Annotated in this window: 14 protein-coding genes and 1 pseudogene; all 15 read left to right on the top strand. The window is 41.1% G+C overall.

Annotation, left to right across the window (positions count from 1 at the left end):
* The first annotated feature begins 164 nt into the window (after positions 1-164).
* The 15 genes and pseudogenes from NPUN_RS10465 to NPUN_RS10400 all read left to right on the top strand — a co-directional run bounded on the left by NPUN_RS10465 (position 165) and on the right by NPUN_RS10400 (position 23,289).
* Complete coding sequence (locus NPUN_RS10465) at positions 165-5,783, top strand: type I polyketide synthase (RefSeq protein WP_148220289.1); 5,619 nt, start codon at positions 165-167, stop codon at positions 5,781-5,783.
* Between the two features lie 57 nt (positions 5,784-5,840).
* The gene (locus tag NPUN_RS41710) at positions 5,841-5,993 is read left to right on the top strand and encodes a hypothetical protein (protein WP_167315601.1); all 153 of its coding nucleotides are present in this window, start codon (positions 5,841-5,843) and stop codon (positions 5,991-5,993) included.
* Between the two features lie 97 nt (positions 5,994-6,090).
* Complete coding sequence (locus NPUN_RS10460) at positions 6,091-9,333, top strand: type I polyketide synthase (protein ID WP_012408703.1); 3,243 nt, start codon at positions 6,091-6,093, stop codon at positions 9,331-9,333.
* Between the two features lie 131 nt (positions 9,334-9,464).
* A complete protein-coding gene (locus NPUN_RS10455; protein WP_012408702.1) occupies positions 9,465-10,565 on the top strand; it encodes an alpha/beta hydrolase in 1,101 nt (366 codons plus the stop codon).
* 26 nt (positions 10,566-10,591) lie between these two features.
* Positions 10,592-11,356, top strand: a complete 765-nt coding sequence (locus NPUN_RS10450) for a thioesterase II family protein (RefSeq protein ID WP_167315600.1) — start codon at positions 10,592-10,594, stop codon at positions 11,354-11,356.
* Positions 11,357-11,633: 277 nt separating this feature from the next.
* Positions 11,634-12,083: an SRPBCC domain-containing protein gene (locus NPUN_RS10445; protein ID WP_012408700.1), complete on the top strand. Its 450-nt coding sequence runs from the start codon at positions 11,634-11,636 to the stop codon at positions 12,081-12,083.
* Between the two features lie 456 nt (positions 12,084-12,539).
* Positions 12,540-14,081 (top strand): FAD-dependent oxidoreductase, encoded by a 1,542-nt coding sequence (locus tag NPUN_RS10440; RefSeq protein WP_012408699.1) that lies wholly within the window; start codon positions 12,540-12,542, stop codon positions 14,079-14,081.
* Between the two features lie 257 nt (positions 14,082-14,338).
* A complete protein-coding gene (locus tag NPUN_RS10435) occupies positions 14,339-15,100 on the top strand; it encodes a hypothetical protein (RefSeq protein ID WP_012408698.1) in 762 nt (253 codons plus the stop codon).
* Positions 15,101-15,697: 597 nt separating this feature from the next.
* Positions 15,698-16,132, top strand: a complete 435-nt coding sequence (locus NPUN_RS10430; protein WP_012408697.1) for a hypothetical protein — start codon at positions 15,698-15,700, stop codon at positions 16,130-16,132.
* Between the two features lie 191 nt (positions 16,133-16,323).
* A pseudogene (locus NPUN_RS10425) lies at positions 16,324-16,737 on the top strand (transposase); the annotation flags it as partial.
* Between the two features lie 353 nt (positions 16,738-17,090).
* Positions 17,091-17,336 (top strand): acyl carrier protein, encoded by a 246-nt coding sequence (gene acpP / locus NPUN_RS10420; RefSeq protein ID WP_012408696.1) that lies wholly within the window; start codon positions 17,091-17,093, stop codon positions 17,334-17,336.
* A 9-nt stretch (positions 17,337-17,345) separates the two neighbouring features.
* Positions 17,346-18,614: a beta-ketoacyl-ACP synthase II gene (gene fabF, locus NPUN_RS10415; protein ID WP_012408695.1), complete on the top strand. Its 1,269-nt coding sequence runs from the start codon at positions 17,346-17,348 to the stop codon at positions 18,612-18,614.
* Positions 18,615-18,744: 130 nt separating this feature from the next.
* A complete protein-coding gene (locus NPUN_RS10410) occupies positions 18,745-19,746 on the top strand; it encodes a beta-ketoacyl-ACP synthase III (RefSeq protein ID WP_012408694.1) in 1,002 nt (333 codons plus the stop codon).
* A 110-nt stretch (positions 19,747-19,856) separates the two neighbouring features.
* Complete coding sequence (locus NPUN_RS10405) at positions 19,857-21,566, top strand: HAL/PAL/TAL family ammonia-lyase (protein ID WP_012408693.1); 1,710 nt, start codon at positions 19,857-19,859, stop codon at positions 21,564-21,566.
* Positions 21,567-21,747: 181 nt separating this feature from the next.
* Positions 21,748-23,289: a class I adenylate-forming enzyme family protein gene (locus tag NPUN_RS10400; RefSeq protein ID WP_012408692.1), complete on the top strand. Its 1,542-nt coding sequence runs from the start codon at positions 21,748-21,750 to the stop codon at positions 23,287-23,289.
* The last annotated feature ends 26 nt before the right edge of the window (positions 23,290-23,315 follow it).

Genomic DNA, 23,315 nt, shown 5'->3' with positions numbered 1-23,315 from the left:
AAGGCGTTGCTGGATAAAAGAAAATATCACGCAAAGACGCAAAGGTAAATAAGATCATCCCGCATCTAGGCAACGCCTCTTTTTTCAAATTGGTATCAGAAATCCAGATTAAATCTGGCTTTTTTAAATTACGAATTACGAATTACGAATTACGAATTAAAACCATGACTATTGCAGATCAAAATCAACTTTCTTCCTCGAAACGATTACTTTTTGCCCTCGATGAAGCCTTAGCAAAAATTGAGGCAACGGAACGCTCAAAAAATGAAGCGATCGCTGTTATCGGCATGGGTTGCCGTTTCCCTGGCGGCGCTAATAATCCAGAAACCCTGTGGCAGTTATTATGCGATGGGTTAGATGCTACTAGAGAAGTTCCCCCAGAACGCTGGGATATTGACTCTCTCTATCATCCAGATCCAGATATTCCAGGAAAAATGTATGTTCGTTCCGCAGGTTTCTTATCTGACATAGACCAGTTTGAACCCCAGTTTTTCGGAATTTCTCCACGGGAAGCCGCTAGCACTGATCCCCAACAGCGTTTACTTTTAGAGGTTTGCTGGGAAGCTTTGGAAAGAGCAGGCGAAGCCCCTGATAAGTTAGCTGGTTCTCAAACTGGGGTGTTTATTGGTGTCACCGCAAACGACTACGCCAGGTTGCAATCTCAAGCACTCGACCAAATTGATAGCTATTATATTACCGGAAATACTTTAAATGCTGCCGCCGGACGCTTGTCATACACCTTGGGTTTTCAAGGGCCAAGTATGTCAATTGATACCGCTTGCTCGTCTTCTCTGGTGGCGATTCACCAAGCTTGTCAAAGTTTGCGAAATGGAGAGTGTAACCAAGCTTTAGCAGGTGGCGTTAACTTAATTCTCTCTCCAGAAGTCACAGTTGCTCTTTGTCGAACCCGGATGCTTTCTCCGGAGGGACGCTGCAAAACCTTTGATGCAGATGCTGATGGCTTTGCTCGCGGCGAGGGTTGTGGAATTATAGTTTTGAAGCGTCTTTCTGATGCTCAGGCAGATAAAAATAATATTTTGGCTGTCATTCGGGGTTCAGCAATCAATCAAGATGGAGCGAGTAGCGGGTTTACTGTTCCCAACTGTTCTGCACAACAAACTGTAATTCGCCAAGCCCTGAAGAATGCAAAAGTAGACTTTTCGGAAGTTAGTTATATTGAAGCTCACGGTACAGGTACTTCTCTGGGTGATCCTATTGAAGTCAGAGCGATCGCAGGAGTTTTGGGGAAAAAGCGATCGCCTGAAGATCCACTGAAAATTGGTACGGTAAAAACTAACATTGGTCATTTAGAATCAGCTGCGGGTGTTGCTGGGGTCATTAAAACTATCCTCCAACTGCAACATCAACAAATTGTTGCTCACCTACACCTCAAACAGCTAAATCCTCATATAAATTGGGAAGAACTGGCAATTACTGTCCCTACAAAACAAACTGCTTGGCAGGCGAAAAAAGGACGGCGGATTGCGGGAGTTAGTGCTTTTGGAGCCAGTGGGACTAATGCTCACTTGATTTTAGAAGAAGCGCCGGTTGAAGAGGCAGGGGAGCAGGGGAGCAGGGGAGCAGGGGAGCAGGGGAGCAGAGGGGCAGGGGAGCAGGGGAGAAATTCGAGTAAGTCTTTCCCTTCTGCTTCTTGCGATCGCCCTTTGCATATTCTTTCGCTTTCTGCTAAAACTCCGGAGGCTCTGAAACAACTGGCTTCTAATTATGAGTCTCACCTAGCTGCTCATCCAGAAGAGTCTTTTACTGATACGTGCTTTACTGCTAACACTGGGCGATCGCAATTAGCCTACCGCTTGAGCATTGTTGCTGATTCTGGAGAGCAAGCAGGCGATCGCTTAAATGCTTGGAAGGCTGGCGAAACCAGCGCTGCTGGTATTTGGCAAGGTCAACAACCTACTGCTAAACCCAAAATTGCTTTTTTGTTTGCTGGACAAGGTTCGCAGTGTGCAGGGGTGGGTAGAGAACTCTACGCCACTCAACCCACTTTCAAAGCTGCCCTTGATAAATGCGCGGATATTTTACGTTCTTATTTAGATATTCCCCTGCTGGAACTGCTCTGGGGTAGTTCTTCCCATCTCATCGACCAAACCGCCTATACTCAACCTGCCATCTTTGCTATTGAATACGCTCTTTATCAATTGTGGCAATCTTGGGGAATTCAACCGAATGCTGTCTTTGGACACAGCGTTGGTGAATACATTGCGGCTTGCGTGGCTGGGGTGTTTAGTTTAGAAGACGGGCTGAAGTTGATTGCTACCCGCGCCAAATTGATGCAGGCTTTGCCAAGTGGCGGGGGGATGGCTGCGGTGTTGGTAGATAAATCTCAATTGTTACAAGCATTATCTCCTTACGCACAACAGGTAGTAATTGCTGCTTACAACGGCCCGCGCAGCTTTACGATTTCTGGTGCTGTGGAGGCGTTAGAAGCAGTTTGCAAAACTTTGGAAGCTCAGGGAGCGAGAACCAAGCGTTTGAATGTTTCTCACGCTTTCCACTCAAGCTTGATGCAACCAATGCTCAAAGAGTTTGAGGTAGTTGCCCGTCAAATTGACTACCACCAACCCCGGATTCCGCTCATTGCCAACCTGACGGGACAAGCCGCACAGCGAGAAATTGCCACCCCAGAATACTGGGTGAAACATGTGCGGGAAGCTGTGCAATTTGAGAAGAGTGTTCAAACTCTCCAGCAGTCCGGCTATGAGTTATTTCTGGAACTCAGCACTAAACCCACTCTTTTGGGAATGGCGCGGCAATGTCTGCCAGAAAATTCTGCGGTATGGCTGCCCAGTCTACATCCGGGACAATCTGATTGGTATAGTATATTGCCAACCTTAGCGCAGTTATACGCCCACGGCGTGACAGTAGATTGGTTAGGTTTTGACCGCGACTACACCAGAGCCAAAGTTATATTACCTACCTATCCCTGGCAACGCCAACGCTGCTGGGTCAAATCCAGAGCCAAGGCTACATCGTTACACAAGTTGCACCCACTGTTAGATAAACAGTTGCGATCGCCTTTATCCAAAGATATTTTCTTTGAGTCACGTTTTGGCACCAAATTGCTACCGTTTTTAGGCGACCACTTAGTTTACAGTGAAGTGGTTGTACCGGGAGCGTGTCACCTGTCACTGTTATTGGCAGCAGCAAAAAGCACGTTTAAAAATTCCGGATGTGTCTTAGAAAACGTAGTCTTTCCCCAAGCGCTGGCGATCGCCCAAGATAAAGAACGGATTGTACAATTAGCACTGACCGCAGAAAACGTAGACTTTGCATTCAAACTGATTAGCTTTGAAGAAGAGGAAGCCGATAATTGGGCTGTCCACGCCACCGGGAAGGTTACTACTGCTTACGGGAAACCGTCAACAGTCTCCCGTTCTGAAGTGGAATCGCGCTGCACACGGGAATTAGCAAGTATTCAACTTTACGAAGCTCTCAGAGAACGCAATATTGATTTAGGAACTAGTTTTCGTTGGCTGAATTCGATTCATTTGGGAGAACGAGAAGCGCTTGGTTGTCTGAAAGTACCGACAACTATTTTGGATGCAGCCGAATATGAATTACATCCGACGCTGATTGATTCTTGCTTTCAACTGTTTTTTGCCATCACGCCAATTGAGGGCGAAGAAACTTTTATCCCCTTTAGCTTAGAGAAATTCCAGTTTTATCAGCGCCCAGAAAGCGAATTGTTATGGTGTCATGCTAAATTGCGATCACTAGATACCATTCAAGCAGATCGAGTTATTGGCGACTTGCAACTTTTTGACCAAACTGGACAACTGATTGCAGAAGTCACAGGTTTTGAAGGCAGAAAAGCCAATCGCCAAGCCGTACTGCGAAATTTTCAAGCGGAAACTGGAAACTGGCTGTACCAAGTTCATTGGCAACCCCAGCAACTTTCAATTCTTCCTACACATCCACAATCGGGTAGTTGGCTGCTTTTTGCCCATGACTACGAACAAGGATTGCAATTAGCCCAACAGTTGCGCGATCGCTCTCAGCATTGTATCATCGCTACCGTTGGCACGAGCTATAAACAATTAAATCAAGAAACTTATCAAGTTAATCCCACCCAACCAGAAGACTTTCAGCAATTACTTGAAGACAGCCTCAGTCAACAACCGCCTTTGCGTGGCGTTGTCTACCTAGAAGCATCTGCCATCCCAGAAGATGTATCATTGAATGCTCTCCGGGAGGCACAAACGGTGAGTTATGCCAGCGCTTTACATTTGGTGCAAGCAGTTGTACAGACACCAGGATTAGAAGCTCCACGGTTCTGGATAGTGACACGGGGAACTCAAGCCGTAAGTAAAAATCCAGTTCCTCTACAAGTTTCCCAAGCAGCACTTTGGGGATTAGGGCGGGTAATTAACCACGAACATCCAGAATTATCTTGCACCTGCGTTGATTTAGCTGCCAATGCAGAAGCGGACATGGAAATTTTATTGAGTGAATTATCCTCCCCTGACAGCGAAAATCAAATTAGCTACCATCAAGGGGTGCGCCATGTTGCTAGATTAGAACGTTATCGTGGGCGATCGCAAAACAAGGATTTCAAAGTTGCAAAGGACGGCAGTTACTTAATTACTGGCGGATTAGGGGCTTTAGGTCTTGAGAGTGCTGAATGGCTGGTTGAACAAGGAGCGCAGCATTTAATTCTTGTAGGACGAAACCAGCCTTCCGCAACAGCCCAAGACACCATTACTCAGTTAGAAAATGCAGGCGCTCAGGTGCTTGTGGTGACAGCAGATATCTCAGATGCAGCAGCCGCCACTGGGGTGTTCGAGTTTATTCGCTCATCTCTTCCCCCATTACGAGGAGTCATTCATTCCGCAGGGGTTGTAGATGATGGCGCATTGCGTCAACTCTCATGGGAGCGGTTTAACCGTGTCCTCGAACCAAAAGTTGCAGGTGCATGGAATCTGCATTGCCTAACTCAGGACTTGACTTTAGATTTCTTCGTTTGTTACTCTTCTATTGCCTCATTAATTGGTACTCCTGGACAAGGAAGCTATGCAGTAGCAAATGCCTTTATGGATGCCTTGGTTTGCGATCGCCAAGCTCATGGTTTACCAGGATTAAGCATCAATTGGGGTCCTTGGGCAGAGGTGGGAATGGCAGCCCGTTTGGAAAACCGCAGCCAAAGTAAAATAGTAGCGCAAGGAATTAGTGGTATTACTTCCGAAAAGGGATTCCAAGTACTAGGAGAATTGCTAGGACAAGCAGCTTACCAGGTAGGTGTTCTACCAATCAATTGGAATCAGTTTTTTGAGCAATCATCCTTCGGCATTGATGAAAAGTTCTTTGAGGCTTTCACTCCAAAATTAGAGCAACCAGAAGCGGAAGAATTTGATGTCTTACAGCAGTTAAAAGCTGCACCAATTAACGAGCAACGAGCATTGTTAACCACTCATGTGTGTAATCAAGTTGCGAAAGTTATTGCTCTTGACCCATCACAAATTAATCCTCAGCAAGGGTTCTTTGATTTAGGCATGGATTCCTTGACTTCAGTGGAATTAAAACAGCGCTTGCAGAAAAGTTTAGGATGCCAAATTCCCGACACCTTTGTGTTTAATTACCCAACAATCGAAGCTGCGGTTAATTATATTGCCGAAAAAGTGTTAGAGACAGAAACTCCATCGGCTGCGACTGAATCAGCGTCAAATAACGAGAATTTACTTCTTGAATTTTCAGAAAGTTTGGAAGAGTTATCTGAAGCACAAATTGCTGAACTATTAACTCTGAAACTTGATGCCCTTGATTAGCTACCGTGTACACACAAATCTTTTAGAACTGCTGTGTAACGTAGGGTAAGTTAATTTTTGCAGGTCAGTGCAACAAAGATGCAGGTCAGTGCAACAAAGATGCAGGTCAGTGCAACAAAGATGCAGGTCAATGCAACAAAGATGCAGGTCAATGCAACAAAGATGCAGGTCAATGCAACAAAGGTGCAGGTCGATGCAATAAAGGTGTAGGTCAAAAAACTTAGTGTACAGAGTTTTTGAACTCGATGAATCCACCTTATCTTTCTTCCCTCCATGCCCAATGCCCAATTCAAATTGGAGAAATATAATGAACGCAAATCAAAACAATACAGATAATCGGGCTTTATTAGCTAAAGCTTTGTTGAAGTTAGAAAAACTGCAAACTAAAATCAATACGCTGGAAAATGAAAAAAGCGAAGCGATCGCCATTATCGGAGCGGGTTGTCGATTTCCTGGCAAAGCCAATAATTTAGAAGCTTTTTGGCAATTGTTAAAAGATGGAGTAGATACGATCGCAGAAATTCCCCAAGATCGTTGGGATGTTGACAAATTCTACGACTCAGATCCAAATACACCAGGAAAAATTTATAGTCGCAATGCCTGCTTTCTGGAGCAGGTTGACCAATTTGACGCTTCATTTTTTGGCATTTCCGCTCGTGAAGCGGTCATGTTAGACCCGCAACAGCGGCTACTGCTAGAGGTGGCTTGGGAAACTTTGGAATGTGCTGGTTTATCTCCTGACAAGTTGCGAGATAGTCAAACTGGTGTATTCATCGGGGTGATGACTCAAGATTATACCCAGGTCGTAGGTAGCGAACCTACTAGCGCAGATATTCATACAGCCACCGGTTTAGGTTTGTGTGCTGGTGCTGGGAGATTAGCGTATTTCTTGGGGTTACAGGGGCCAACTTTGACTATTGAAACCGCCTGTTCTTCTTCTCTTGTCTCCGTACATTTAGCTTGTCAAAGTCTCCGCTTGAAAGAATGTGACCTCGCGCTGGCTGGTGGAGTTAACTTGATTCTCCATCCTTATATGAGTGTAATTGAATCTCGTGCGAGGATGTTAGCGCCCGATGGTCGTTGCAAAACCTTTGATGCAGGTGCAAATGGCATGGGGCGAGGTGAAGGTTGTGGGGCGATCGCTCTGAAGCGTTTATCAGATGCCATTGCCGATGGCGATAACATTCTGGCTTTAATTCGCGGTTCTGCTGTTAACCAAGATGGACGCAGTAGTGCCTTAACTGTACCCAACGGAGTTGCTCAGAAAAAACTGATTCGTCAAGCACTCGCCAACAGTAATGTAGAAGCCGCTGATATCGATTATATTGAAGCTCATGGAACCGGTACATCCCTCGGCGACCCCATTGAAGTGGAAGCTTTAGGTGAAGTATTTGGCAACAATCATTCTCAAGACCATCCGCTAGTTATCGGTTCAGTGAAAACAAACATTGGCCACCAAGAAGGAGCAGCAGGAATTGCTGGCTTGCTGAAAGTTTTACTGGCGCTGCAAAATGAAGAAATCCCTCCTCACCTTCACTTTAAAAAACCCAATCCCCGCATTGCTTGGGACAAATTGCCCATCAAAATCCCAGTCGATCGCACACCTTGGCGGCGAGGAAAGAAATCTCGCATTGCTGGAGTTAGTGCTTTTAGTTTAGTAGGAACCAATGCCCACGTTGTTTTAGAAGAAGCACCCGTTGAAGAGGCAGAGGGGCAGGGGAGCAGAGGGGCAGAGGAGCAGGGGAGAAGTGAGAGCAAGTCTTCACACCTGCTGACTCTTTCTGCGAAAACGCCGGAAGCTCTTAAGGAATTGGCTGAACGCTACCAGCTGCACTTCAATGCCCATCCGCAACAGTCTTTCGCTGATATTTGCTTCACAGCTAACACTGGACGTTCTCATTTTCCTTACCGCTTGGGTGTTGTTGCCTCGTCTGCGAGTGAAGCTGGCGATCGCCTTGCTGCTTGGGTAGCAGGTGAAACTAACGTTGCTGGTATTTCTCACAAACCATCAGCTACCAGTTCTGCCAAAGCTAAAATCGCCTTTTTGTTTGGCGGACAAGGTTCACAGTACTTAGGCATGGGTCGGGAACTCTACGAAACTGAAGCTACATTCCGCGCTACCCTTGACCAGTGCGAAGAGATTTTACACCAGCAATTAAATGTTTCTCTCTTTGAACTACTTTGGGGTAAATCCTCCTACCTGCTGAACGAATACATTTATATTCAACCCGCTTTATTTGCTTTAGAATACGCCCTGTATCAGTTGTGGCGTTCTTGGGGTATTCAACCAGATGCCGTCTTGGGTGATAATATTGGCGAGTATATTGCTGCTTGTGTAGCGGGAGTATTTAGCTTAGAAGACGGGTTGAAATTAACCATCGCTCATGCCCGATTCATGGAAGCTTTACCTGTAAATAGTGCGATCGCTTTTACCGAATCCACACAAATACCGCAGCCAGTAGCAATTTCTACAGATAAAGGTTCGCGTAGCTTATCCTTTTCCCAACCTGTCGAAACAGTTTACAAACCCCTCGCACCACAAGCCGAAAGTATTGCCCAAACCTTCAACTCTTCATTAGTTGAGTCATTACTCGCAGACTTTGAAACAATTGCTCGTCAAATCAACTATCAATTACCATGCATTTCGCTAATTGCCAATCGCAAGGGAAAAGTAGCCGATGGACAAATTGCCACTCCTGAATATTGGCTGAGTCAACTAGGCGAACCAGTGCAATTTGAGACTAGCGTTAAAACCTTGCAGCGCTTGAAATATGAGTTATTTGTGGAAATTAGCCCCGGCTCCACATTACAAGAAAAGGCGCAACAGCGATCGCTCAAAGCAGATGTAGTTTGGTTATCCAGTTTGTCCTTAAAAGACTCAGAACGGCAAACTTTGTTAACCAGTTTGGCGCATTTGTACACATCCGGCGTCAAAGTAGATTGGTCAGCCCTGGAATGCAACCATAAACGACATAAAGTCATATTGCCCACCTACCCGTGGCAACGTCAACACTACTGGATTGAAACTACTGAAGAACCGGAAATTTCAGAATCTTCTCAGATAATTGAGACACCAATTCTCCGCCTCCTTAATCAAGGAAACACTGAAGAATTAACTCAACATCTCCAGAAAAGTGCAACATTTACACCAGAACAAATCAAACTTTTGCCAGAACTGCTGTCAATTTTACTTAACCAACATCAACAAAACTTACCAGAAATAGCAGAACAGCAATCAAAAATCTTAGAAAACTTACAGAAAGCCACAAACAAAAATGAAATATTGCAGCTATTAACTACCTATGTTATTGAACAAATTGCCAAAGTCGCCAAATTTGATGCTAATAAAACAATCGACTCCAAACAAACTCTAATTGATTTAAGCATCGATTCAATGATGCTCATGGAAATCAATAGCCGTATTGAAACCGACATTCAAGTTGTCGTATCAGTAGAAAAATTCATGGAAAACCCCACCATAATTCAAATCGCCGAAGAACTCATCAAACAACTCATCGAACGCGGTAGCATCTCAGCTGTCAACTCCTAAATATCCTTCCCAATACAAAATTACCTATCTTCTCTCTCTCTGCGTTCTCTGCGCCTCTGCGGTTCGTTCCTTCATTCTTTAACTCCTCAAACTCAGTCTAAAAATCCCATTACTCACCCACCAAAACCAGTATGATATATCTAAATGAACTCAAAGAACTAGTTTTACTCCACACCCAAGCTCAAGGAATCTCATTTGAATACAGCAAATCAATCCTAGAAAAAATTACTAGTGAAGAAGGAAATCAACCAGGCTCTTGGGTTTATGAATGGTCAAAAGATGCACATTCACTATACAAAAAAGCCAGATGGTTAGAAGCAGCACAACTGTATAATCTAGCTCGTTTTCCCTTCATTCAATCACCCGCCCACATTGAAGCTCACCAGGCTTGTATCAACTCATTTAACCAATGGTTACTAACCAAACCAAACACACAAACACTCGAAATTAAAACACCACAGGGGACATTCAAAACCTATTTCACCAGTGGTTCCGAGCAAAAAAAACGCCCCTTACTCGTAGTTTGTGGTGGCATAGTTTCCATCAAAGAACAATGGGCTGCCTTTATTGAAAATGCTGATACATTGGGAATGGCGATCGCTCTTGTCGAAATGCCAGGAGTAGGCGAGAACGAGATTGTGTATAGCCCAACCGCATGGAAGATGTTTTCCGCCCTCCTAGACGGCTTAAGCCAGCTAGCAGAGGTGAATAACACCTACTTAGTTGCTTTAAGCTTTAGTGGACAGATGGCGATTCAAAGTGCGATCGCTGATAAACGCATTCAAGCAATTACAACAGCTAGCGCACCTATTCATCACTTTTTTAGCGATCGACAGTGGTGGAATCAGGTTCCCATTACCACAAAACGAACTCTCGCACATCTCATGGGTATTGATATCAAATACTTATTCGCCGCTATTTCGCCGATGGCACTTACCCCAACCGAATTAAAGACTTTAGCCATTCCATTAAACTATATCTTCAGTCTGCGTGACGAAATCATTCCCATTTCTGAGAAAAGCTTTTTACAACACCATACCTCCAAACTGAACTTGAAACAGTTTAATGATGTACATGGCTCACCTAATCATATGAAAGAAGTTAAATTTTGGATTCTCCTCTCTCTTCTGAAAAACAGACATAGTTTAGCTTTAAAAGCACAACTTTTCCGAACAGTATTATTTGTTCTGCAAACAAAACGAATCTTCAAATTGAGAGGGCAAAATGCATGACTCTTTGGTTAACTGAGCCTGTTTCCATGAATTCAAAAACCCATCTTTTTTGTTTTCACTTTGCAGGGGGAGGAGCCTCTTGTTTTAGAGGTTGGGCTGAGTCCTTGCAAGAACATAATGTAGAAGTATGCTCAGTACAGTTACCTGGACGAGAGAACCGTTTTGGTGAACCTCGCATCACCGATTTTAATACTCTAATTCCAGAACTGTACAGTCAACTCAAACAATATCTACACCAACCCTATGCTTTTTATGGACACAGTTTAGGTGCGCTAATTGCTTATGAATTAGCTCATGAATGTCGCAAAAAAGATACAAACCTACCCTTCATTTTATTTCTCGGCGCTCACCGCGCTCCTCATATTCACTATCCTCATAACTCTTGCAATAGTATGAACGTAGAAGAGTTTAAATCATTCGTAAATCGATTCGGTGGCATCCCAGAATCGATGTTAAACGATGAGGCTTGGATGAAAGTTTTATTGCCACTAATGCGAGACGATTTCCTGCTGTGCGAGAGTTATCAACCCCGTCCAATTGAAGCTTTACCTTGCCCAATTCATGCCCTTGGAGGAATATTTGATCCAATGGTTAGTCAACAAGATATTAATGCTTGGGAACAGCATACGACTAAAGAGTTCAGAAGTCATTTCTTTCCAGAAGGACACTTTTATATTAGAAATAAGAACCAAGTCAGTAAGCTGTTCAATCTGATTCAATCAGAAATTACAGACTGGAAGCCAAAAGATACCTATGAGTCATTCAGATTACCTCAGTTTTCAATAAAATAAAGTATTTTTACAGGTTTCTTGATATCTAAATAAAGAGGATGATTGTCATCTGACAGCTTAATTGCCTCTTATCTTCAAATTAATGTAGAATATAGTCACAACTGCAAACCAAAGTTTTCCTAAATAAAGCAAGTCAATCTCTACGAGTTAAATATCAAGATTTGTGGTTGTAGCAAAGCCAACTTCAGCAGATGTTATGTCAAAAAATGCCATTTTCCTTAATACGACTGTGTAGAAAAATCCGCCTTTACACTAATTAGATCCGAGAGGTATTCAAATGTTTCGTATGCAAATACACACCCAAATAGAAATTCAAGCTTCTGCCGAGGAAGTTTGGCAACAACTTACAGATTTAGCCAGTTATCCTAAGTGGAATCCATTCATTCTTCGGGCAACTGGAAATGTTAGGACTGGAGCCAGATTAAATGTTTTTATTCAGCCCCCTGGTTCTAAAGGTATGACATTCACACCTATAGTTCTTAAAGCAGAGCCACAAAAAGAATTTCGTTGGTTAGGAAAGTTTCTACTCCCTAAACTTTTGGATGCAGAACATGTTTTTTATCTCGAAAAAACTGGAGCAAATTCTGTACAACTTTTTCATAGTGAATTCTTCTCTGGATTACTAGTACCCTTGTTTAAAAGAAGCTTAGAAGGTAATTCACGGGCTGGTTTTGAAGCAATGAATCAAGCCTTAAAAACCCGTGTAGAGCGAGCCTCAACATTATAAGATTTGTGCAGGTGCAACTAATACTAACATCACGAATGTAAAACTAAGAAAAGATTTTGATGTTAGTAGTATTTTACTTGAGAATATCCCCCTAATCATCTTAAAAAGCTTACTATAATTCTCTCCTTTTTAAGTATGATTAGGGAGGACAAATCTTAACTGAACTGATTGAACTTGAACTATAGGAATCCCATTTGAGACTTGCTAGATATATTTAGAACCCTGGCAACCTTTCAATCAGGGTCAATCTTCAAAAAGAAAATGGGATTCCTATATAAAACTTTTCTGCCAACAAAAAATACAGTAAAATTATGTGATGTCACTGCACATATAGATGAATAGAATAGTGACCTTCCAAGGAGATTTGGAAACCCGGAAAAAGCTTAACTAACAAAATTCAAAATACCCAGCTAATACCAATTCAATTGGTGAAATATTACTTTGGAGAATAAATCAATGCAACAACTAACAAAGCCCAAAAAAATTGCCATTATTGGAGCAGGTTTTCGAGGTATCACAGCAGCAAAGATTTTTCAGGATGCAGGGATAGAATTTGTCATTCTAGATAAAAATGATGCTACAGGAGGAGTTTGGAGAACCTTTGCCAACCAGTCAAGCTATGTACAAATCCCCGAACCAGAATATCGCTTTGACATGGATTATCCTAATGGATTACCAAGCGAGTTTACACCGAGAGATGAAATTTTGGCTCATGCTGAACGCTTCATCAATGTACACGGGATTGGTAAACATATCATCTTTAAGTCAGAAGTTTTCTCCATAGAAGATATTTCTGACAGCAAATACCGCGTCTATTACAAACACGATAATGCTAACAAATCATTAGAAGTAGATGGCATTTATTATGCTGGCGGTAGACTGCATAAACGGCGTACAGTCCACTTCCCTGGAGAAAAAAATTTCCAAGGTTTAATTCGCTATGGAATTTCAGATGATATGCCTATTTCCGAGTACCGTGGTAAAAAAGTTGCAATTATCGGTTGCGGTGCTTTTGCGATGGAAAATGCTCGGACTGCGCTGCTTAACGGTGCCACGCATGTCACTATCATCGCCAAGACAATAAATATAGTTTTACCGCGCATGGTAATGTTTTGGCTCAATTCCATGAGACTAGCTCCTGTAGCTCCTCTATTAAAAATGAGTTGGAAAATGTATGATTGGGCTGGAACTAATTTTATGAAGGAAAACTTGGATGGTTTTTCTATTAATCAAAGAACTGTTCCCATCATTTCCGATTTTATTTTTTTAGCACATAAAGTAGGGAAAGCTGAATTTAAAAAAGACAGTATTGATTTTATAGATAGCAATAGTGTCGTCACTAGTGATGGAACTAAAATTGAGGCAGATATCATTCTCAAGTGTGTTGGTTTTGAAGGACAAATGGATGTTTTCAAACAAGTTTATCCTCCTTTTGAAGCAGTAAATTGGATTTGGGTCAACAAAAAAACTAATTTCGTTTTAGATCAAGATCCTGAGTTTGGTATGACTACAAAAGCAACTAAGCTGATGACTAGTGGCAGTACATTATTACTGACAAAGATAGCAGCCAGAGTTTTTGCTATGAGCTTAATTAATCCAAGTAAATTTGAGCAAATTATACCTGTGCTACCAACAAGTCAAAATGCCGGGTATAACATTTCTTATCACATGGGTTCACTCTCAAAATTACTAGTTGCTAATAAAGATATCAAAAAATTTATTCTACGCACATCAGCAAAAAAATCGAAATCGATGATAGAAAAAGGAGGAAATGGTAAATACCTTGAGTTTTGCAAACGTGAATGGAAACAGCAATGTGAGGCTTTGGGAGTTGAGGAAGTAGAGTATCCATTCGTGTTCCCGTGGTGGATACTACTATGGGAAAATTGGCAGCAGTTAGTGAATCGATTCTTTCTTGCAGCCTTCCCAGAACAAAACATCGTGAGAGATATTCAACCTGAAGATGTTGAATGGTCTTTTATCAGTGCTGAATCTTGATTTTTTAGTCAAATTGGACTGTTGATAAAGATTAAAGGCAAAGGTAAAAGCCTATTTCAGATAGTAGCTTTATTTGCATCGTAAAGTACTATTTTTACACCAATACATTTCAGTTAAGTAGAGTTTTAGTTTTGGTTAAGAAATTAAAATAAAGCTGCATGAAATTCAATTTTCAATATTAGCTGAACTGTATTGGTCTGACGCAGCTTCATAGTATAAGATCGAGTTAAACATTTACACTGTCGGAGCTTAGATCGATGAGAATCTTAAATAAACTATCAATGCTTACTGTAGAAGTAGCATTATTATCTGTAGGAATTACTAATGCAGCCCAAGCGGCATCTTTCATATCAACAGATCAATTAGAAAATCGAGAAGGTAATTCTAGACTTGGTTTTCTCATTCCATTTCCCTCACGATTTCAACAGGTTTATGATGCTTCACAGTTTGGTTCTGCACCAATAGAAATTTCTCAAATTGCTTTGCGCCCTGATGAATCAAACACGACACCTTTTGATTTTACGATTGAAGATATCGAATTTTACCTTTCCACAACAACACGAGATTCTGACGCTTTAAGTAGTGTATTTGAAGAAAATATTAGCGCCAACTATACAAAGGTTTTTGATGGAGAATGGAAAGCAAGCTCTGAAAATATTGGACTCGCAGGATCGCCAAAAAACTTTGATATTGTTCTCAATTTCACAAAACCATTCATCTATGATCCTAGAGAAGGTAATTTATTACTAGAGTACAAAAAGTTTACACCTGAGATTACAGGTAACAGGTTTGATAGCGAGTTTGTCTTGGGAGATTCTGTATCTACAGTAATTGCGGCTGGTGATGCTAATGCAGTCAATGCTAATCCAAGATTTAGTTCTACTCTTGGATTAGCCACACAATTTAAAGTCACTGCTATTCCCGAACCTTCATCTTTTATATCTAGTATTTTAGTTGCAAGTTTCTTGGGTATTAGCAAGTTAAAAACTCAACGTTCACGACAAAACAAGGAAAATTAAGTACTACCTTTTAGTTATAAAGCAGAAATCTAAGCTACTCTCTTGAGAGTGTTACTACTCAATGAGCGCTATTTTCTTCATAATGGCAGGCATATTTATTGACTTTTACAATAAGTCTAATAGTGAATTTTAATATATATGTGAACTGCCAAGTGCCTCCATCGTGTTAGTAACACTCATCTAATAAACCTAGTAAATGCCTTTTCTTATTTATTACACCTTAATAATTATCAAAATTCATCTGTTTGATAAAGAAATTGTAACTCCTTACCAAGCCCTAAATTCAAAATTTAATCCGCTTGAGAAGTCAAAATTCAGAAGTATAACAGTATTTATATTTAGACTACATAATTAGTTTATGTACTTTGCAAACTTTAAATATGCTGGATTTAGCAAAATACAACTAATTACTGAGCTAACAAATAAATTTATTGGCGAATGAAAAAGGTGCTACAAAATATAAGCCTATGAAAAGAGCCTTTTTCACTTGTGCAACATATGAAATAAACACATTAAAATTAAAACCTAAAATCTTTTCTATGCAATGTGTTTCTTAAAAGTTCATTCTAATACATCATTACAACAGGTTAAACAATTATGTCTCTATCAATTGCAACTCCAATTAAGTCTGTATCCACTCAAATAGAAACTCCTGAAATTATGTCTATCTCAACTACAATTAATTCTGCATCAACTCAAATCGGAATTCCTGAAATTCAGAAGGGCTTCAATCTTCTTGGATTAAATGTATCCGAGTTCGAGTTAAATGAGCTTCAACATGGTAATACCATTTCACTTGAAAGTAGACGATTAAGTGAAATCGGTTCAGTTCTTATACTTGCAGAAGCCATTTCATCATTGAATTCAGTTAAAAATATTACGTTACAAGATTTGCCAAAAGTTATGACAGAATCTTTAGGCTGTTCTGGAATTCCCGTTCATCGCTGGAATGATGATACATTTGGCAAGTGTTATCTTCTTCTAACTTTAGAAGATGGTAAGCCTGCATTTAAAATATCATCTCAAAAGTAGTGTATACCCCAATACGGTTTACTTAAGGCTAAAACTCTTTTTTTACAAACAGACATATTACGGGACTGTTGATTATCTCGACGGACAATTAGGGACTTGCAAAAAATAAGTTATCCCAAATTATTTATAGATTTGTAGGGGCGCAAGGCCTTGCGCCCCGACGACGGGATATTTTTTTAACTGGAAGTCCCTTATTGCTGAAAGCTTATGACAAGGGCAACTCAGAAATACTATTGATTACCTCCGCTATCTGTTAAATGAGTCTGGCGATCAGCGATTGGTAATTTTTTGGGATGGCGTTACTTATCACCCCTCCAAAGAGATTCGAGGTTTCTTGGAAGAGGTTAATCAGACCTTACCATCCGATGAATGGAAAATACACTGCGATCGCTAAAGCGCCTAATTGTCCAGAACAAAATCCCATAGAGGATATTTGGTTACAGGCCAAAACATGGGTTTGTTCGCGCAGCGTCTTGAAGAGACGTTTTTGTGCTTTGATACCTTCCTTCTTGTATTTGAAGTGGATGTTTGAGTGGTTTATTCGACACACTACCTTTGATTTTGCCACTCTTGAGATGTACGGAGCTTGTTCAAAATTACTGTAAAGAGCGGTTAGCAGAATTTCAAATTCCTAAGATTATCGAGTTTTGTGAGGAAAATCCTAAGAAATATCTAAAAAAAATTTTGGAAACACCTTTCGTTTAGTTCATTCAATAAATATAGAGTAATAACAAAGCTCCAGATTTCTGATTTTTTAAATAATTCAGGGATTTTATTGTTATATGGAATCCTAAATCTACAATGAGGTTTTTATAAATAAAAATATATCTAAGGGATTTCCTCATTTTTCAAACAAAAGTCCATTGTAACCATATTTTAATAGATTTATATTATAAGTGTTCTCATCCAATAGTTTTCTGAACAAGTCTTTCAAACTAGCAAACACAAGAGGTTATTTATGACCCAACAAGATATATTTAACACAGTCCAAGCTGTTGTTGCCAAAGAATTAGCAAATGAACAGCAAAAAATCACCCTAGATGCTAATCTTATTCAAGATTTAGGGGCAGATTATTTAGACTTGATAGCAATGTTCCAAACACTAGAGGATACTTTCAATACAAAAATTCCTCATCGGGAAGCAAAGCAACTTGTAACAGTACAACAAATCGTTAATTACATCAATCAGAAAGTTTTTATTTGAGTTTTACTTATGATTAGCAAAAATATCCGGCGGGTTGTAGTTACAGGTATGGGAGCTATTACCCCTTTAGGAAATACCATCAAGGAATATTGGGAAGGATTGATTGCGGGACGAAGTGGAATTGATTTGATTACCCAATTTGATGCTTCTTTGCATATATGTAGAATTGCAGGCGAAGTTAGAGACTTTAACCCTTATGATTATCTAGAACGCAAAGATGTTAAGCATATATCTCGTTTTGCTCAATTTGGAATCTCTGCAAGTCTTCAAGCGATCGCCGATGCTGGTTTTGAAATTAATGACTCTAATGCTACTCAAGTGGGCGTTATTGTGGGCAACGGTATGGGCGGCCTCTATACTGTAGAGGAGCAAGAAAAAGTTCTCCTGACTCAGGGATCTAAACGCTGTAGTCCTTTTACAGTGCCGATGACAATAGCTAACATGGCAGCTGGACTAATAGCAATTTACACAGGAGCTAAAGGGCCAAACTTTTGTACTGTTTCAGCTTGCGCTGCTGGAGGTAATGCTATCGGAGAAGCTTTTCGCTCAATTCAGTTAGGTCATGCTTTAGGAATGATTTGTGGTGGTACAGAAGCTGTGATTACACCTCTGTCTATAGCTGCCTTCGGTTCTGCCAAGACGCTATCAACCGCAAATGAAGAACCCACCCGTGCCTCTCGTCCGTTCGATCGTGATCGCAATGGTTTTGTGATGGGAGAAGGAGCAGGCATTTTATTCTTAGAGGAATTAGAACACGCTCTTGGCCGTGGAGCAAAAATCTATGCAGAAATTGTTGGTTATGGTCTGACTTGTGATGCTTACCACATGACTGCTCCAACTCCTAGCGGAGAGGGAGTCATGAGAGCTATGGAACTAGCTTTAAAAGATGGTGGCATATTCCCCAACGAAGTCAGTTATATTAATGCTCACGGCACTAGCACCTTAGCTAATGATGCCATAGAAACTTTAGCGATTAAAAAAGCTCTTGGCGATCGCGCTTTCCAAATTCCTATTAGTTCCACAAAATCAATGACTGGCCATCTTTTGGGCGCTGCTGGAGGCATCGAAGCTGTTGCTACAGTCAAGAGTGTGGCTCTTGATTTAATTCCACCAACAATCAATTTAGAACAGCCAGATCCAAACTGTGATTTAGACTATGTTCCCCATAAAAGTCGAACTCAAAGAGTAGATGTTGCTCTTTCTAACTCTTTTGGTTTTGGAGGACATAATGTCTCTTTAGCTTTTAAAAAATTTGAGCTAGGAGTTAGGAGTTATTAGGGTGTGTTATGCCGTAAGCTAACGCACCGAAAATCTAGGATGGTGCGTTAGCCTACGGCATAACACACCTTACAAAGGTAAAGCAGAATCAAAGATTTTAACTACACAAAATAATTAGCAATTAAAGCAGATGAAATCCTTAGTAAGACAAGGTATTGTTTTGACAGGGACTGGCTCTGCGGTTCCAGATCAGTGCTTAGATAATCATCAACTCAATCAAATGGTGGTTACTTGTGATGATTGGATCAAATCTCGCACAGGAATTCACCGTCGCCATCTTCTTCCAGCCAAAAACTCGCTCACAACTATGGCTACTGAAGCGGCTCAAAAAGCCATAGATATGGCAGGTATAACAGCACAAGACTTAGATTTAATTATCTTAGCTACATCTACTCCTGATGATTTGTTTGGTAATGCCAGTCAAATCCAAGCTCGACTCGGAGCTACCCAAGCTGTAGCTTTTGATTTAACAGCAGCTTGCTCTGGTTTTGTTTTTGGTTTGGTAACTGCTGCCCAATTTATGCGGACTGGTACTTATCAAAATGTTCTTCTCATTGGTGCTGAAGTTCTTTCACGGTGGGTAGATTGGTCTGACCGACGTACCTGCATTCTATTTGGTGATGGAGCAGGAGCAGTGGTTTTACAAGCAAGTGAATATGATTATCTCCTTGGTTTTCAACTTCATACTAATGGCACGCAAAATCAGCATTTGAAATTGGAATTCCAGGAGGAAGAGAAAGTACTTGTTGATAATATTAGCGTTGGTCAAGGTACATATAAACCTATTGCAATGAACGGACAAGAAGTTTACCGATTTGCTATTCAAAAAGTCCCTGAAGTTATTGAAAAGGCACTATTCCGGGCAGGTCTGGATGTTAAACAGGTAGACTGGCTATTGATGCATCAGGCCAATCAGCGGATTTTAGAGGCTGTGGCTCAACGTTTAGGAATTCCTGATGAAAAAATCATTAGCAATTTAGCAAATTACGGAAATACTTCTGCTGCTTCAATTCCCCTAGCTTTGGATGAAGCTGTTCGGCGAGGGCAAATTAAAGCGCACGATGTTGTTGCTTTAGCTGGGTTTGGAGCAGGACTTTCTTGGGGTGCTGCTATTTTTGAGTGGGGTCTATAGTAATTCGTAATTCGTAATGGGCTACGCCCCGCTACCTAACGTAATTCGTAATTAAGATACATTCCGAAAGGCTTGATAGAGGCCTGTTAAAATTTGAGAATAACCAGTGTATGAATATAACATCTCTACAACAGAACATAACGCGTTCTTGGCAAATACCTTTCACTAATAGTTCAGATTCAATCGTAACTGTAGGCGATCGCAATCTGACAATCGACGAGGTTGTAAATGTTGCTCGTCATGGAACACAGGTGCGCTTAACTGATAATGCAGATGTCATTCGGGGTGTTCAAGCATCTTGTGATTACATTAACAATGCAGTCGAAACAGCACAGCCAATTTACGGGGTGACATCTGGCTTTGGCGGTATGGCAGATGTTGTCATCTCTCGCGAACAAGCAGCGGAACTTCAGACTAATTTAATTTGGTTTCTGAAATCCGGCGCAGGAAACAAATTATCGTTAGCAGACGTGCGTGCAGCTATGCTCTTACGTGCAAATTCACATTTGTATGGTGCGTCTGGTATACGACTCGAACTTATTCAGCGGATTGAAACTTTCCTCAACGCTGGCGTGACACCCCATGTCTATGAGTTTGGCTCTATCGGTGCTAGCGGCGATTTGGTGCCATTATCCTACATTACTGGGGCACTAATCGGTCTAGATCCTAGCTTTACAGTTGACTTCGACGGTAAAGAAATGGATGCCGTTACAGCCTTGTCTCGTTTGGGTTTGCCAAAGTTGCAATTGCAACCGAAAGAAGGTTTAGCAATGATGAATGGCACCTCAGTCATGACAGGTATTGCAGCTAACTGTGTGTACGATGCGAAAGTTTTGCTCGCTCTGACAATGGGTGTACACGCCTTAGCCATCCAAGGTTTATACGGAACGAATCAATCTTTCCACCCGTTTATTCATCAGTGCAAGCCACATCCCGGTCAACTATGGACAGCAGATCAAATGTTTTCTCTGCTGAAAGATTCATCTTTAGTTCGTGAAGAGTTGGATGGTAAACACGAATACCGTGGTAAAGATCTGATACAGGATCGTTATTCTCTCCGCTGTCTGGCACAGTTCATAGGGCCAATCGTTGATGGGGTATCAGAGATTACCAAGCAAATCGAGGTAGAAATGAACTCAGTCACCGATAACCCATTGATTGATGTCGAGAACCAAGTTAGTTATCACGGCGGCAATTTTCTCGGACAGTATGTGGGTGTGACAATGGATCGCCTACGTTATTACATAGGGCTATTGGCCAAACACATCGATGTGCAGATTGCACTTCTTGTCTCGCCAGAGTTTAGCAACGGCTTACCACCCTCTTTAGTTGGTAATAGCGATCGCAAAGTTAATATGGGACTCAAAGGTTTGCAAATCAGTGGAAACTCGATTATGCCACTGTTGAGCTTCTATGGAAATTCCCTAGCCGATCGCTTTCCTACCCACGCCGAGCAATTTAATCAAAATATTAACAGCCAAGGCTATATTTCCGCAAATTTGACACGTCGTTCCGTAGACATATTTCAGAATTATATGGCGATCGCGTTGATGTTTGGAGTTCAAGCTGTTGACCTCCGCACATATAAGATGAAAGGTCATTATGATGCACGTACATGCCTCTCACCCAATACTGTGCAGTTATACACAGCAGTCTGCGAGGTAGTTGGAAAGCCACTAACGTCTGTGCGTCCATACATTTGGAACGACAACGAGCAATGTTTAGATGAGCATATTGCCCGGATTTCAGCTGATATCGCTGGTGGTGGTTTAATTGTGCAAGCAGTTGAGCATATTTTTTCGAGCTTAAAGTCAACGTAATTTGTAATTAAAAATTGGTGTTGCTGAATTAGGGTACTAATTTATACCTTTCAATGTAACTACTCCCTTATTTCTCTTTTCTCGTTCTCTGCGCCTCTGCGTGAGACTAATTCATCCTCTCAATCAGCAAAGCAAAAATTTTTTAATGACAAATTGCGAATTAAGATATTAAGGTGATTCAATGATGAATATTGCCCAAAATCTAGAGCTTAGTTGCTACCTTTTCCCCAACAAACCAGCCATAATTTTTGAAGAAGAATCTTTTACTTACAAAGACCTTGATGAAATGGTAAATCGCGTTGCTAACGGTCTACGCAGTTTGGATATTAGACGTAGAGATCGTGTAGCCTTATTTTTACCAAACATTCCAGAATTTGTAATTTCTTATCTTGGCATTCTGAAAATTGGCGCGGTTGCTGTCTCAATCAACATTATGCTCAAAACCGATGAAGTTAGATACATTCTCAACGATTGTGCTGCCAAAGCAATTATTACAACAGAGTCGCAAACCGAGTATATTCAAGAGCCAGACTTACCTCAATTGCAACATATTTTGATTGCAGAAGGTAGAGCCAATAAAGGTATTAGTCTAAAACAACTGATGGCAAAATCTTCTCCTGAAGCACGCGCCGTTGAAATGAGTCGCGATGATCCTGCAAGCATCCTTTATACATCAGGTACTACAGGCTTTCCTAAAGGTGCTACACTTTCTCATGGCAATGTTATTTTTAATAGCTATTGTGCTAATTGTTGCTATCGCATTCAAAAGAGCGATCGCTTACTGCTTTTCTTACCTTTATCCCATTGTTTTGGACAAAATGCAATTCTAAATGCTGGTATTTCTGCTTGTACGACTATCATTTTACAGCGTCGATTTGACCCAGATCAAGTTCTAGAAACCATCACTACACATCAAGTAACAATGCTATTTGGTGTGCCGACAGTATTCATTAAACTACTGAACATGGATACTTCTAACTATAACCTGGAAAACATCCGCTATTACTTTTCAGCAGCAGCACCAATGCCATTGCAAGTAGCAGAAAATTGGTATAAAAAGTTTGGATTTGTCATCCATGAAGGGTATGGCCTAACTGAAACATCGCCATTTGCTGCTTATAACCACAACTTGAACTACAAACTAGGTAGCGTTGGAACACCCATTGCAAATGTGGAAATGAAAATTGTAGATGGTGATGGTAATCAGGTAGAAATAGGTGAGTTAGGCGAGATAACAATTAAGGGTGCCAACGTCATGCTTGGTTATTGGAACCGCCCTTTTGAAACCGCAGAAGTAATTAAAAATGGTTGGTTACATACTGGCGACATTGGTCGGATGGATGAAGACGGTTTTTTCTACGTAATTGACCGTTCAAAAGACATGATCGTTGTTTCTGGATTCAAGGTATATCCAACAGAAGTTGAAAATGTCATTTATCAACACCCAGCAGTAGCTGAAGTAGCTATATATGGCGTTCCCGATCCTCTCAAAGGCGAGATTGTCAAAGCAAATATTATCCTAAAAGCTAGTCAGACAATCACCGAACAACAAATCATTGATTTTTGTTATGAAAGGATGGCAGCTTATAAAGTTCCCCGTGTAATTAACTTTGTAAACTCAATTCCAAAAAACTCCACTGGTAAAGTATTAAAGCGATTTTTACGTCAGGAATCAATATCTCAGGTTGTTGAAAAAAGGCAGGAGTTAGGAGTTAGGAGTTAGAAGTAGAGACGCAATTAATCGCGTCT

The organism is Nostoc punctiforme PCC 73102, assembly GCF_000020025.1.
Taxonomy (GTDB): Bacteria; Cyanobacteriota; Cyanobacteriia; order Cyanobacteriales; family Nostocaceae; genus Nostoc; species Nostoc punctiforme.
The sequence above is the reverse complement of the archived record's forward strand: the minus strand, read 5'-3'. Positions and strand labels throughout refer to the sequence as shown.